The organism is Cupriavidus sp. 2SB (assembly GCF_005503625.1).
Lineage (GTDB): Bacteria > Pseudomonadota > Gammaproteobacteria > Burkholderiales > Burkholderiaceae > Cupriavidus.
Window position 1 is genome coordinate 1 of the sequence record NZ_SCMX01000010.1, and the last position, 14,185, is coordinate 14,185.

A 14,185-nucleotide genomic window follows, 5' to 3' on the forward strand; every position below is an offset into this window, starting at 1 on the left:
TCGAGCGTGCGCAGTGCGAAGAACGACGTGGCTACATCCGCCTGCAGCGCCAGTTGCACCGAGCGATACAGATCCTCGGCGCCCTTCTCTTCCGCACGCGCCGCATTCACGCTGCTGGCCACGCGGCCGAACAGGTCCAGCTCGTAGCTCGCAAATGCGCGTGCCTTGAGCACGGTCTGCGGCGCAACGCGCGTGCCATCCGGCAAACCTTGCGATGCTGCCGAAGGTTGCGAACGCGTAGGATCGAAGCCGACGCTCAGTTGCGGATACAGGTCCGCCTCCGTGGCACCCGTAAAGGCCCGCGCCTGCTTCAGGCGGGCCGCCGCAGCGGCCAGGTCCTGGTTGTAGCTGTTGGCCGCGTCGATCAGGCGATCGAGGTCGGCATCGCCGAACACCTTCCACCAGTCGCCGCGATGCTCGCCCTCGGACGGCACTGCCGTCTTCCACTGCGCGCCTTCCGTTGCGGCGGCGTCCGCCTCCTTGAAGGTGGCGGCGGTCGGCGTCTCTGGCACCTTATACGTCGGCGCCAGCGAGCAGCCGGCCAGCACCAGTGCGGCGGCCAGCGTCGCGAGCTTCGGCAGGTAGTGCTTCATCACGTTATTGAAGTCATTCATGTCTTTCACCCCTACTCTGCGGCCGAAACTTTCTGCCGGGCCGGGGACTTTCCTGGTCTACTCGGCCGCCGACGCGTAGCCAGCAGTCGCAAGACAACGTAGAACACGGGTGTCAGGAAGAGTCCGAAGAACGTGACACCCAGCATCCCCGCAAAGACCGCCACCCCCATCGCGTGCCGCATTTCCGCACCGGCGCCGGTCGATATCACCAGCGGCACTACGCCCATAATGAAAGCGAGCGACGTCATCAGGATTGGGCGCAATCTCAGTCGGCTAGCCTCAATGACTGCCTCCAGCACTCCGCGTCCCGCCATCTCCAGCTCGCGCGCGAACTCGACGATCAGGATCGCGTTTTTCGCCGAAAGCCCAACGAGTACGATGAAGCCGATCTGCGTGAAGATATTGCTATCGCCACGCGTCAACCACACGCCGATCAAGGCAGACATGATTCCCATGGGCACGATCGCAATAATGGCCAGAGGCAGAGCGAGACTTTCGTACTGAGCTGCCAGCACCAGAAACACCAGCAGAACACAGAGCGGGAAGATCCACATCGCCGAATTCCCCGCAATAATTTGCTGATAGGTCAAGTCGGTCCACTCGTATGTGATCCCCGGCGGCAAGGTCTTAGCAGCAATCCTTTCAATCGCCGCCATTGCCTCTGACGAAGAAAACCCTGGAGCCGGCGCACCAGACAGGTCCGCCGCCGTATAGCCGTTGTATCGTGTCACCAGTTCGGGGCCATACGCCTGCTCGACGCGCACGAGCGTTGACAAGGGAATCATTTCCGATCCATAACCCTTGACCTTCAGTTGAAGAATGTCTTCAGGATGAGCCCGATGGGTCGCGTCGGCCTGGACCCGAACTTGATAGACCCGTCCATACAGATTGATATCGTTGACGTACAGCGAGCCGAGATTCGCTTGTAACGTCTCGAATATGTCCGCAATGGATACGCCCAGTTGCTTGGCCTTGATCCGATCGACGTCAACATGCAACTGCGGAACGTTAATCTGATAGACGGAGAACAGCGGGGTCAGTTCGGGCGCCTTGGCGGCCTCCGCCATGAAATCCTGCTTGGCCTTGTAGAGCGCTGCATAGCCAAGGTTCCCACGATCCTCCAATTGCAGCTTGAAGCCCCCGAGCGAGCCGATACCCATCACCGGCGGCGCGGGAAAAACGCCGGCGAATACCGGCTTGTCCAGCTTGCCGTACTTCGCATTCAGCGAAGCGGCAATGGCATCTGCCGTCAGCCCTTTTCGCTCCGAGAACGGCTTCAGCAGGATGAACGAGAGACCGGAACTGGAGTTCGTCGTAGTGCCATTGATCGACAATCCGGCATAGGACGACGTTGAGGCAACACCCGGCTCCTTCAGAGCGGTACGCGTCATCTCCGAAAGCGTGGCATCCGTTCGATTGAGTGCCGAGCCTGCGGGCATTTGTACGAAGCTGACCAGGTACTCCTTGTCCTGTGCGGGGACGAACCCACCGGGTACTACGTTGGCGATTCCCACGGTTGCAGCCAGCAACACTCCATAGAGTACGAGCACAATGAGCTTATGCCGCCCAAGGACACTGACGCCTTGACCGTATCGACCGGAACTGCGCTCAAAAAGGCGGTTGAACGCCAGAAAGAATCGTCCGAAGATGCGGTGCATCTGGCGAGTCAGCCAATCCTGTTCGGTCCCATGTGGTCGCAGAAGCAGAGCGGAGAGCGCCGGAGACAACGTAAGCGAGTTAATTGCAGAGATCACGGTGGACACTGCAATCGTGACGGCGAACTGCTTGTAGAACTGCCCGGTCAAACCGCTCATGAATGCCAGCGGCACAAATACCGCCACCAGCGTCAAGGCAATCGCGACGATGGGGCCGCTGACCTCTTGCATTGCGCGGTACGTCGCCTCGCGCGGTGTGAGACCGAGTGCAATGTTCCGCTCGACGTTCTCCACCACGACGATCGCGTCGTCCACAACAATACCGATGGCCAGCACAAGGCCGAACAGGCTCAATGCGTTGATAGAGAATCCGAGACACAGCAGTACTGCCAGCGTGCCGACAATCGATACGGGCACGGCAAGAAGCGGGATGATCGATGCGCGCCAAGTCTGCAGGAACAGAAAGACCACGATGACTACAAGCGCGATGGCTTCGAAGAGCGTATGCACAACTGCATCAATGCTGGCACGCACCGCTCGGGTCGGGTTATAGACGATCTTGTAGTCGACTCCTTCCGGGAATTGCTTCTTGAGCGTCTCCATCGTATGCGTGACGTTGTCGGCAATCTCCAGGGCATTCGCTCCGGACGACTCCATGATCGCCAATGGAATCCCGTCCTGCTCGTCCAGATATGCGCGCACGCCATAGTCTTCCGATGCGATCTCGATTCTCGCGACATCCCGCAGAAATGTCGTTCGCCCATCGGGCGAAGCTCGCAACACAATGTTCCCGAACTCTTCCGGGGTCTGCAAGCGTCCCTTGGCAGTGACAGAGAGCTGGAGTGGCGTGTCGTCGGTCATAGGCGCAGCGCCGATTCGACCGACAGGCGCCTGGGCATTCTGTTCGCGAATTGCAGCCACGACTTCCGAAGCGGTAAGTCCGCGCGAGGCCACCGCGGTAGGATCAAGCCAGATGCGCATGGCATACCCGCCAGGGCCCCACACCACGACGCGGCCTACACCGTCGATTCGAGCTAACGGATCCTTGACGTTGCGAATAGCATAGTTGCTGAGATAGTTCGCGTCATAGCGTCCATTCGGCGACACCAGGTGGACGGCCAGCGTAATGTTGGGTGAACTCTTGGTCGTTTGGACGCCCAGACGCTGAACATCTTCGGGCAAGCGGGGCAACGCCTGAGATACGCGATTCTGTACCCACTGCGTTGCCTGGTCGGGATCGGTCCCGAGCCGGAACGTCACGGTCAAGTACAGATTGCCATCGTCGTTCGCGAGGGACTGCATGTACAGCATGTCCTCGACCCCGTTTACCTGCTCCTCCAGCGGCGCTGCAACCGTTTCTGCAATGGTCGTCGCATTCGCGCCTGGATACTGGGCATGCACGACGACGGAAGGCGGCACGACTGTCGGATACTCTGACACGGGAAGCTTGAAGAGCGCGATCAGACCCGCTACCAGGATGAACGTCGAGAGAACGCCTGCAAAGATCGGTCGATCCACAAAGAATCTGGAGATGTTCATGACTGTCCTCCCTGGTGCACCGCGGCGACGGATCCCGGAGATGAGAGAGGCTCCGCCTTCACCATATCGCCGCTGTGCACACGTTGCGCGCCCTCAACAACTACGGCTTCGCCGACCCGGATGCCGTCTCTGACGACACGCATCCCGTCCTGGCGGCCAGCCAACGCGAGCGTGCGGTAGCTGATCTTTCCATCCGGCCCGACCACGAACGCGAATTTTTTGTCCTGGTCCGTACCAATTGCCGCTTCATCCACGAGAACGCCAGCGTAAGTCTTGCTCGCTTGGATTCTTACCTTCGCCTGCAATCCCGGGACCATCTGACCGGACGGATTGGCAAAGCGGGCACGGACCCGGATAGTCCCGGACACGGTGTCAAGCTGATTGTCGACCGAGGCGATCTCCCCATGGCGCGGGAAACCGGATTCATTGGACAGCGCGAGCCCCACGGTTTCGCCTCGTCCACCCTGAGCGCCTATTCCCACCAATTGCAGATAGGTTTGTTCGTCGACATTGAAGGATGCATAAATCGGATCGAGCGATACGATCGATGTCAAGGCGCGTGCCGCACCGCCCGCCTCGACCACATTCCCCGCTGTGATTTCGGCGCGGGAAACGCGCCCACTGATTGGAGCGATGATCTTGGTATAACCAAGATCGATACGGGCACGGTAGAGCGCGGCTTGCGCGGCTCGCGAGGAAGATTGCGCTTCACGGGCCGCGTTTTCGGCCGCATCGAACTCCTTTCGGGAGATTGCATTGTCTTGCTGCAAGCGCCTGGCACGCACAAGTTCACTCTCGGTAAATCGGCGCCTGTCCTCGGCCACCGCAGCAGCAGCCTGAGCCTCCTGGACTCGCGCTTCATATGGGGCCGCGTCGAGCGAAAACAGCACGCTGCCTTGCTTCACCAGGTCCCCGTCACGGAAATGGACGGCAGCTATGGTTCCGGCCACCCGCGGCCGAACCTCGACCCGCTCGACCGCTTCCATGCGCCCAACATATTCCTGCCAATCCTTGATATCACGTCCTACTGCCGGACTGACCTTGACGACTGGCAACGGTGTGGCCGCCAGCGGCCTTTCCGAATGTGCACTGCTCGCATGCATCGCAGCAATCGCACCGGTCAGCACAACCGCCGTCGCAACAGCGGCGACACCTCTGATTCGCGCACGTTCCATGGCTTCATCACTTCTGTTCATTTCGATGAAGCCGATTGTGGTTCTTCAACGCGCACGGATACAGGGTGACAATCCGTTTTCATTATTCGTCACGGTTGAATAATCGAACCTGACAGCGCGTTCCATAGTCCCGAGATGCAATGCCGTCCAATCTCAGAATTCTGTGTCGACGAATAATCTGCTGGCCGATCTAACGGATACTTGAAGCCGTTTCCCGAAGGAGCCGAAATGACCCCGACCCCCACCATCCAGCTTGCGCACGGCGCACGTCCGATACCCGCCTTGGGCTATGGCCTATGGCAGGTGCCAGGCGAAGCGAGCGCAACCTTGGTCAAGACAGCACTACAGAATGGCTATCGTCTCATTGATACCGCCGAGGCTTACTACAACGAGGAAGGCGTCGGACAGGGCATTCGCGCCAGTGGAATTCCCCGAGACCAAATCTATTTGACTACGAAGGTTTGGAATTCACACCATGGGCGGAACCAGACGATCGATGCATTCAATGCCAGTTTGCAGCGCCTGGGCGTCCCGTACATCGATCTTTACTTGATGCACTGGCCTGCCCGCGTGCGGAATCTCTACGTTGAAACGTGGCGCGCAATGATTGAGTTGCGCGACACGGGGAAAGTGCGATCCATCGGCGTATCGAACTTTGCCATTCCGCACCTGCAGCGGATCATCGACGAAACGGGTGTCACGCCGGCTGTGAACCAGGTGGAACTGCATCCTTACTTTCAGCAGAACGCGCTTCGCGCCTTCCATGCGAAGCACGGCATTGCGACACAGTCATGGAGCCCCCTTGGAATCTGGAAGGAGCGGCCCTCACCGCTGAATCATCCGATGGTGCTGGAGCTTGCCCGCAAGCATGGGCGCACCCCCGCTCAAATTATCCTGCGATGGCATCTGGACAACAGGCTGGTCGTACTTTCCAAATCGGAAAAGCCAGCCCGTATCCAGGAGAATTTCAAATCGCTGGAGTTCCACCTCGATGCCGAAGACCTCGCGATCATGGCAGCGCTTGATGACCCAGCGGGCCGGCGGGGGCCGGACCCGGAAACCGCAGAGTTCTGACGTTTCTAGGCCTTGGCGCGCTTGGCGGCGGGACGGGCAGCACGGGCGGATGTACGGCCCGCCTGGAAGCGCGAATCCGCAGCGAACAGAGCCTGCACCCAATCGATGAACGCTCGTACGGGCGGCGGCAGGTGGCGGTTTCTCACATAGAGGAGTGAAACTGCCACCGGGCTGGACGTAAGCTGCGGAAGGATTTGCGTCAGCCGCCCACTATCGAGGTATGGCCTCAAGAGGAAACTGCCCGCGCGGATGATTCCGAGGCCCTCCAAGCCACAAGCAATGTAGCTTTCGGTGTCGTTCACCACCAGATTTCCGTTTGGATGGAAGGCTATCACCTGGCCATCTACTTCAAAATGCCAGGCCATGGGACGTCCCGTTCGGCTCAGCATGTATCCAACGGCCTGGTGGCTGCGCAGCGCTGCAAGATCCAGAGGTAGCCCAGCGCTGGCCAAATACTCCGGCGAAGCGCAAGTCAGCCATTCGAAGCTGCCAATCTGCCGCCCTACCAGCGTCGATGAATCGGCCAAGGCCCCGGTACGGATAGCACAGTCAATGCCCTCCTGAACAATGTCCACTGTCCGATCCGTCAGCGTGAGCGTAAGGGCAATGTCCGGATACTGTGTCCGAAAGTCCTTCAGGGCGGGTATCAACACGGTTTTGCCCAGAGAGGTCGGAACATCGATCTTGAGCCGGCCACGCGGCATTCCCTGCAGCCCGGGAAAGCTGCCTTCGACGCTCTCCATGTCCTCAAGGATCCGCTTGCAGTGCTCGTAATATCGTTCCCCATCCTCGGTGAGCCTGAGACGCCTGGTGGTGCGTTGCAGGAGCCTGACGCCAAGATGCGCCTCCAGGCTCTTGACGATATGCGTCACAGAGGAGGCCGGCAGACCCAACGTTTCGGCTGCCTTGTTGAAGCCATTGACCTCAACAATGCGTTGAAAGACCTGCATGGCCTGGAACCGGTCCATTGTCGGCTGGATGAACAGAGTAGAAAGTCGGGAGTATGCCAGCCCCGGCGGCACTTCGCATGCTCTGATAGGTCACGTCGCGAGCACCGTGCGCACTCGTCAGCGCGGCAGACCCACATAGTTCTCCGCCAGAGCCCGGCGCGCAGAATCTGAATGGGTAAGGTAGTCAAGTTCGGCCTCCTGGATTCGATGCGAGAAGTCATCGGAATCAGGAAAACTATGGAGGAGCGACGTCATCCACCAGGAGAAGCGCTCTGCCTTCCATACCCTGCGCAAGCACCGTTCGGAATATTGGTCGAGGCCCTGCGCGTCACCGTGTTCGTAGTGCGCTATCAATCCCTCAGCCAGGTACAACACATCGCTGACTGCAAGGTTGAGGCCTTTTGCGCCGGTAGGCGGAACGATATGTGCAGCATCTCCCGCGAGGAAAAGCCGACCAAATCGTAATGGCTCACAGACAAAGCTGCGCAGCGGGGCGATGCTCTTCTCTATGCTCGGTCCCGTCACGACTGCTTCAGCCGTCGGCGCATCCAGTCGATACCGCAACTCGTCCCAGAACCGGCTGTCCGACCAGCGTTCGATTTTCTCTGTCGCGGGCACTTGAACGTAGTAGCGGCTTCTTGCCGTTGATCGCATGCTGCACAGCGCGAAACCCCGCTCGTGCCGGGCATAGATCAGTTCGCCGGCCACTGGCGGGGTATCAGACAAGATTCCCAACCAACTAAAAGGATAGGTCCGCTCGAAAATTTTCTTCGACGTTGCCGGAACGCTTGCACGGCTGACACCATGAAATCCATCGCATCCGGCGATGAAATCGCAGTGCACTTCATGCCGAACACCCTGCTTGCGATACGAGACGCGCGCCCTGCTCCCATCAAAATCATGCAACTCGACATCCTCCGCCTCATACACTGTCACCGCGCCGGCTGACCTACGAGCCCCCATCAGATCTTTAGTGACTTCCGTCTGACCGTACACTGTCACGTCTCGGCCAATCAACGCTTGAAAGTCGATCCTGTGCCGATCTCCGTTGAAGGACAACTCGATCCCATGATGCACGAGTCCCTCCTTTGCCATCCGTGCTCCAACACCGGCCCTCTGGAGCGCGTCGACCGTGTCGCTTTCGAGGATACCTGCCCGTATCCGTGCTGATACGTGCTCAGCGGTACGCTGTTCCAGAACGATGTTGTCAATGCCCGCCGATGTCAGCAACTGGCCGAGCAGCAAGCCGGCGGGCCCTGCACCAATGATGACAACGCGGGTTGCATGAGTGGAATCGATGCGATTGGGGCGCATGGAAGGTCTCCTGGTTGGAATATTTGTTGTGCTACACGATAGGCGTTCCTTTTGCCGGCCGGAATGGACAGACCGAACCAAGATTGTGAAAATCCGAACATTCATAGGTTCCTCGCCAGAATCGCTCATGAAGGAAATTCCTACCTATTCGCTGTACGGTGTGCACGCTTCTGAGCCCCTGGTGGAGCAGTTGCACTTCGAATCGATAGCATCAAGAAGCCAACTGCACGCGTGGGAGATCAGGCCGCATCGCCACGAGCGCTTCCTTCAAATCCTGTACATGCATGCGGGCGGCGGCGAGGCGCTTCTCGACGGCGTACGCGTGTGCCTTGGCAGCGGTTCATTGGTCAGCGTCCCACCCAACCATGTGCACGGCTTCATGTTCTCGCCAGATGTGGATGGCTTCATCGTCACCATGACCGACGCGTACTTGAGGACCCTGCTCGGTGGTGCGGCGGGTGCCCTTCCCCTGCTGGAAAGCGCGCGTTGCGAGAGCGTCGAACGCGATCAAGCGCTGACAGGCGCGCTGTCCCTGTTCCGCCTTGAGATGGAAAATATCTCAGCCTGGCGCGGAGCGGCACTGTCTGCACTGCTTACGTTGGTACTGTTAGGTATCGTACGGCGGGCGGACGCCTCCACACCTGATGCCATCTCCGCCAGAGGCCGTCCACTCCGCCACTTCCAGCAGTTTCAAAAGCTTCTGGAAGCAACCTATAGGGAACAGCCTGACCTGGGCTACTATGCCGATGCCATCGGCATCACATCTACTCAACTGAACCGGATCTGCCGGCAGCATGCGGGCCAGAGCGCGCTTCAAGTGCTGCACGGCCGATTGCTGGCGGAGGCCCAGCGCGATTTGATCTTCAGTGACCTCGATATCAAGCATATCGCCCTAACCCTTGGCTTCTCGGATGCCGGTTACTTCTCGCGCTTCTTCGCCAAGCTGACGGGGCAGACTCCAACCGCGTTTCGGCAATCCAGGCGTGCCCGACTGCCCGCGATTTCTGCACGGATGCCCGCGCGGTGAAGCGCTCGTCGAGCGACAACAAGCCCTGCATGGGGCCACCGAAAAATCCTGCCGCGCCAGAGATTCAGCATTCATGATTTCATCCATCTCGATTCATGATGAGTCCGTCCCAGGGTATCGGTTGAAGTAGACCGAGGTATGGGAATCCAGAACCCGGGTACGAGCAGTTCCTTTCCCAGGACTGATTTCGATTGCGGTTGCACGTCGGTAGAGTCGCGTTACGACCCGCCACCTCTCTTACAGGAGACCGACATGACGATCAGCACCGAACTTCGCATCCCTGACAGCAAGCTTGCACGCGAGATTACCGAACTGGTGCGCGACACCGAGTCCGACCTTCTATTCCATCACTCAAGCCGGGTCTACCATTTCGCCGCATATGCTGGAAAGCACCGCGGCCTTTCCTTCGACCCCGAATTGCTCTACGCCGGCGCGATGTTCCACGATATGGGACTCACTGACGCATACAGCAGCCATGACAAGCGTTTCGAAGTAGACGGTGCCAACGCCGCCGCGGACTTCCTGCGCGCACGCGGAATCGCTGTCACCGACGTCAACAAGGTGTGGACGGCGATCGCGCTGCATACGACTCCCGGCGTCCCGGAATTCATGGACCCGGTGATTGCGCTGGTGACCACCGGCGTCGAAATGGACGTCCTCGGCATAGGTTATGACAACTTTCCGGCAGAGGAACGCGAGCGAATCGTTCGCGCCCACCCTCGCTCGGAACGGTTCAAGGAAGACATCATTCAAGCCTTCTACAACGGGATCAAACACAAGCCTGCTACGACATTTGGCAATGTGAAGGCTGATGTCCTGGCCGACAAGGACCCCTCGTTCCAACGGATCAACTTCTGCAGCATCATCCGTAATTCGGCTTGGCGAGGATAATATTTTTTTTCCCGCGCGAATCCTTTCCCGATCTCGACGCCTCTTGTGTAGTGAGGGTCGTCCTCACACCTGGAGATATCAAATGTTCTACGTCAAGAATGTGCCCGGTTGGGAAAGAGCCGTGCGGGTCGTGGTTGGGCTGGTTGTGGCCATCGCTGCCATCATTGGCATGGGTGGCCTTTGGGGCACTCTGATTGCTGTCTGTGCTGCCGGCATTGTCGTGTCAGGGCTGGTGGGCTTCTGCCCGATGTGTGCCATGGTCGGTCGCCGCCTGGACCGTCAGCAAGGCAAGCGATAAATGCCATGTCGATCGTCGATACGCATATGCCGCTGCTGGAACGTGCCAAGTCGGGTGACCAGGCTGCAATGGTCGAGTTACTCCGGCTTTGCCAGCCCGACATCCGGCGCTATGCGCAACGGCACTGCCTGATCAGCGATATCGATGACGCCGTGCAGGAAGCGTTGCTAACGCTTTCTCGCCGGCTCTCGTCGGTAAGGGCACTCGCGGCCTTATCGGGATGGTTGTTTCGTGTGGTGCAGCGCGAATGCCGCCGACTCGGCCGAACCGCGCTGCATTTTGATCCTTTCGATGAAGAAAAGCTGGAGGACTGGCTGGCAGCCCACAGCACTGACGCGTTACGGATGGAGTTGGCCAGCGCGTTGGACTCTCTTCCCGACACGTATCGACAGATCATTCTGCTGCGAGACTTCGAAGAACTGACGATCGGAGAAATTGCAGAACGTCTTGCGCTGACGCCAGCCGCAGCAAAGAGCCGGCTGCATCGCGCAAGGCTGTTGGCGCGAGAATACTTGCTAGGCTAGCGTATAGAGAATTTTCCTGCCCGCCCGCCGCTTGGAAAATGCGGCAGGCGGGCAGCATGGCGTCACGCCCCGGCGAGATTCGCCTCATTCAGCGGCAACTTTCTCACGCGCTTTCCGGTCCCAGCGAACAGGGCGTTTGCAATAGCGGGAGCGACCATTGCGGTGACTGGCTCTCCAATGCCGCCGGGCTTCTCTGTGCTCGGAACGAGAACGATGTCCATCCTGGGTATTTCGTTCATCCGCAGCACACGATAGTTGTGGAAGTTTGTCTGCTGTACCCGTCCCTTCTCCAGCGTCACCTCGCCATACAAGGTCCCTGCTACGCCAAAGATGATGCTCGACTGGATCTGCGCCAAAACAGTGTCCGGATTGACCATTTGACCAACGTCGGCCGCAACCACCACCCGATGGACGGTCACCTGGTTGGCCAACGTGGAAATTTCAACCACCTGCGCAAGATACGAGTCGTACCCTTCCATCAATGCGATCCCCAGATGGCGACCCGCCTCCAACTTCTTGCCCCAGCCGGCTTTCTCGGCGGCCAGCTTTGCAACATGCAATAGCCGAGGCTGATCGGACAGCATAGCGAGCCGGAATGCATAGGGGTCTTTCCCCGCGGCAGCCGCCAGCTCATCGATAAAGCTCTCGTTCGCGAAGGCATTCAGAGCATGACTCACTGACCGCCAATACCCAACTCTCAGTCCCGCGTCATGTACGACAATGTCCTGAGCCATGTTCGGGATGGCGTATGGCACGACAGCAGCCTCTGCCATAAAGGGATCGAGCTGATCCTTCGGCAGTCCAAAGGCCCGCTGCGTGATCGATTGCGAGGTCATCTGGAATGTGAGTGCTATCAGCTTCCCGTCCGCATCCAGCCCACCTTGCATGCGGTGAAGCGCCATTGGCCGGTAGAAGTCGTGCGTCGTGTCATCTTCGCGGGTCCAGATCAGCTTGACTGGCCGACCCACCGCCCGGGATATCTGTGCGGCCTGAACCATATAGTCAACCTCGAGGCGTCTGCCAAAACCGCCGCCCAGGAATGTCGTTTCCAGTGTCACATCCTCCGGACGGATGCCAAGCGCTGACGCGACGGCGGATTGCCCCCCTTGCTGAAATTGGGTGGGGCCAATCAGGTCGCATCGGCCGTCGTGATAGTGGGCGGTGAAGTTCATCGGCTCCATCGCAGCATGGGCGAGCAACGGCGACTCGTATTCGGCATTGATGAGCTTGACGGGTCCCTGCAACGCCTTCACCGGGTCGCCAATGCGCTTCACTTTCATTGGGCTGCCATCCTCCGACGCGCGACGGATGCTATTGCGCATGACCGCATTGTCAAGGCCTGCGACTGACCCTTCATCCCATTCAACGACTAAGGCCTGTCGCGCCTTGAACGCCTGCCAATAGGACTTGGCGACAACAGCAACGCCATCCGGAATGCGGACGACATCGATCACGCCCTCCATCGCCCGAGCCTGCACCGCGTCGACCCGAAGAACCCGACCGCCTATCACGGGGCACTGCTCCAACGAGGCGTAGACCATGTCGGGTAACTGGACGTCGATGCCGAACCGAGCCGAGCCGTTCACCTTGGGTGGGGTATCAAGGCGCGGTTGCGTACGCCCAATCAGTCGGAATGCCGATGATTTCCGGAGCACGATGTCCTTGGGTGGAGTCAGCTTCGCCGCTTCATCGGCCAACTCTCCATAGGTGGCCTTGCGGTCGCCCGGTCCTATTACGCTGGCGCGGGCAGTACGCAAGACAGCCGGATCGACTCGCCATCGCATAGCCGCCGCCTGCACCAACATCTGCCGCGCCTGGGCACCGGCAAAGCGCAGCTTGTCCCATGCATCACGGACCGACGTAGAACCTCCGGTGATCTGCGCGCCCAGCATACTATTCACATAGACGCCATCAGGCGGCGCCATCACGACGTTCACCTGATCTAGGTCGACATCAAGTTCTTCGGCAAGCAACATGGGGAGCGCCGTATAAACGCCTTGTCCCATCTCGGAACGAGCCACGACAAGTGTGATGGCATTGTCGGTCCCGATGCGCAGCCAGGCATTGTGCAACGCTGGATTGGCAGATGCGGCCGCCAGAGCGCGCGAAGAAGGCTCCAAGCTCAAGCCCAGGCTTAGCCCGGCGCCCGCGAGCACGGATGTCTTGAGGAATGCGCGACGATCGATCATTTGCTCACCTCATCCACGTTTGCGCAGTTCGGCTGCAGCCGTCTTGATGGCGGCGCGAATCCGATCATAGGTACCACACCGGCAGATGTTTCCGCTCATCGCAGAATCGATTGCTGCATCACTCGGGTGACGATTTGTCGCGAGCAACGCCGCGGCGCTCATTAGCTGACCGGACTGGCAGTATCCGCACTGCGGAACATCATGAGCAATCCATGCCTTCTGCAAGGGATGACTGTTATCCCGCGACAGTCCTTCGACTGTCGATACCTTCTTGCCCTTCACAGCCGAGAGAGGTGTCAAGCAAGCACGCACCGGCTTGCCATCGACATGGACGGTGCAGGCACCGCATAGCCCCATACCACAGCCGAACTTCGTGCCCGTCAGGCCAAGTTCGTCTCGAATGATCCACAGCAATGGCGTATCCGGGTCAGTATTGACCCTCGCCAGCTTTCCATTTACCTGGAGCTGAATCGACATGATGTTCCTTTTGAGGGGGAGGATTTTTCTCTTTTAAGGCCGCTGGATGCAGAACTCAACTCGCTTCCCAGACGTCGTCCGCGTGCCGCAGCAAGTGTCCCGCAAGAATGATGGCGCCACAGCGGCCGGCAAGCGCTTCGAAGCTTGCCAACTCCGCCGAGGACATCGAGCTGAGGGGAAACTGGCAATACAGCAGCCGCGTATGCGCCTCGGTGGCGCCACCCCTCAGGCCGGCAGCCAATGCGGCTTTCGACCGGACAACAATGCTCTTTCGCTGTGAACAAGGCCCGGACGACGGCAGGGCCGTGGAATGATTGGTCATGGCGCTCCTTCCGCGCGCAATTGCGCGCACCGTGGTGCCATTCTGAACATCTGCAGGCCATTGGACCACTACACCAAGGGTCAGTATCCAATGCCCATGGATAGAGGCGCGTCCCGCTCTTGCGGACTACCATTCC

13 protein-coding genes are annotated in these 14,185 nt (G+C 59.2%); 5 read left to right on the forward strand and 8 right to left on the reverse strand.

Features of this window, described 5'->3' with window-relative positions:
• The 3 genes from FFS21_RS06775 to FFS21_RS06785 form a co-directional block, all read right to left on the reverse strand.
• Positions 1-614, reverse strand: a 614-nt coding sequence (locus FFS21_RS06775) for a TolC family protein (protein ID WP_249359197.1), incomplete at its 3' end; no start/stop codon positions are given.
• 11 nt (positions 615-625) lie between these two features.
• Positions 626-3,808 carry an efflux RND transporter permease subunit gene (locus FFS21_RS06780; protein WP_137924150.1) on the reverse strand — a complete coding sequence of 1,061 codons (3,183 nt, stop codon included), beginning with the start codon at positions 3,806-3,808 and terminating at the stop codon, positions 626-628.
• Positions 3,805-5,004: an efflux RND transporter periplasmic adaptor subunit gene (locus tag FFS21_RS06785; protein WP_212745220.1), complete on the reverse strand. Its 1,200-nt coding sequence runs from the start codon at positions 5,002-5,004 to the stop codon at positions 3,805-3,807. Before FFS21_RS06785 ends, FFS21_RS06780 begins: the two co-directional genes overlap by 4 nt.
• A gap of 207 nt (positions 5,005-5,211) precedes the next feature.
• Here FFS21_RS06785 and FFS21_RS06790 point away from each other — a divergent pair, with 207 nt between their 5' ends.
• Positions 5,212-6,057 (forward strand): aldo/keto reductase, encoded by an 846-nt coding sequence (locus tag FFS21_RS06790; protein WP_137924151.1) that lies wholly within the window; start codon positions 5,212-5,214, stop codon positions 6,055-6,057.
• A gap of 5 nt (positions 6,058-6,062) precedes the next feature.
• On the opposite strand, the gene FFS21_RS06795 is transcribed toward FFS21_RS06790, so the two are convergent.
• Both FFS21_RS06795 and pobA read right to left on the reverse strand, forming a co-directional pair.
• A complete protein-coding gene (locus FFS21_RS06795; RefSeq protein ID WP_137924152.1) occupies positions 6,063-7,025 on the reverse strand; it encodes a LysR family transcriptional regulator in 963 nt (320 codons plus the stop codon).
• Positions 7,026-7,124: 99 nt separating this feature from the next.
• The gene (gene pobA, locus FFS21_RS06800) at positions 7,125-8,321 is read right to left on the reverse strand and encodes a 4-hydroxybenzoate 3-monooxygenase (protein WP_137924153.1); all 1,197 of its coding nucleotides are present in this window, start codon (positions 8,319-8,321) and stop codon (positions 7,125-7,127) included.
• 127 nt (positions 8,322-8,448) lie between these two features.
• Here pobA and FFS21_RS06805 point away from each other — a divergent pair, with 127 nt between their 5' ends.
• From FFS21_RS06805 to FFS21_RS06820, 4 genes are all read left to right on the forward strand, one after another.
• Entirely contained in the window at positions 8,449-9,348 is a 900-nt protein-coding gene (locus FFS21_RS06805) for a helix-turn-helix domain-containing protein (protein WP_137924154.1), read from the forward strand.
• A gap of 252 nt (positions 9,349-9,600) precedes the next feature.
• Positions 9,601-10,239, forward strand: coding sequence for an HD domain-containing protein (locus tag FFS21_RS06810; protein ID WP_137924155.1), 639 nt, complete (start codon positions 9,601-9,603; stop codon positions 10,237-10,239).
• Between the two features lie 82 nt (positions 10,240-10,321).
• Positions 10,322-10,537 (forward strand): YgaP family membrane protein, encoded by a 216-nt coding sequence (locus FFS21_RS06815; RefSeq protein WP_137924156.1) that lies wholly within the window; start codon positions 10,322-10,324, stop codon positions 10,535-10,537.
• Positions 10,538-10,542: 5 nt separating this feature from the next.
• Positions 10,543-11,061, forward strand: coding sequence for an RNA polymerase sigma factor (locus tag FFS21_RS06820; RefSeq protein WP_137924157.1), 519 nt, complete (start codon positions 10,543-10,545; stop codon positions 11,059-11,061).
• A 62-nt stretch (positions 11,062-11,123) separates the two neighbouring features.
• On the opposite strand, the gene FFS21_RS06825 is transcribed toward FFS21_RS06820, so the two are convergent.
• From FFS21_RS06825 to FFS21_RS06835, 3 genes are read right to left on the reverse strand one after another with little or no spacing between them, the layout of a single operon-like run.
• Positions 11,124-13,250 carry a xanthine dehydrogenase family protein molybdopterin-binding subunit gene (locus FFS21_RS06825; protein ID WP_137924158.1) on the reverse strand — a complete coding sequence of 709 codons (2,127 nt, stop codon included), beginning with the start codon at positions 13,248-13,250 and terminating at the stop codon, positions 11,124-11,126.
• A gap of 9 nt (positions 13,251-13,259) precedes the next feature.
• The gene (locus FFS21_RS06830) at positions 13,260-13,727 is read right to left on the reverse strand and encodes a (2Fe-2S)-binding protein (protein WP_137924159.1); all 468 of its coding nucleotides are present in this window, start codon (positions 13,725-13,727) and stop codon (positions 13,260-13,262) included.
• Positions 13,728-13,782: 55 nt separating this feature from the next.
• Positions 13,783-14,049, reverse strand: a complete 267-nt coding sequence (locus FFS21_RS06835; protein WP_137924160.1) for a hypothetical protein — start codon at positions 14,047-14,049, stop codon at positions 13,783-13,785.
• Positions 14,050-14,185 lie beyond the last annotated feature (136 nt).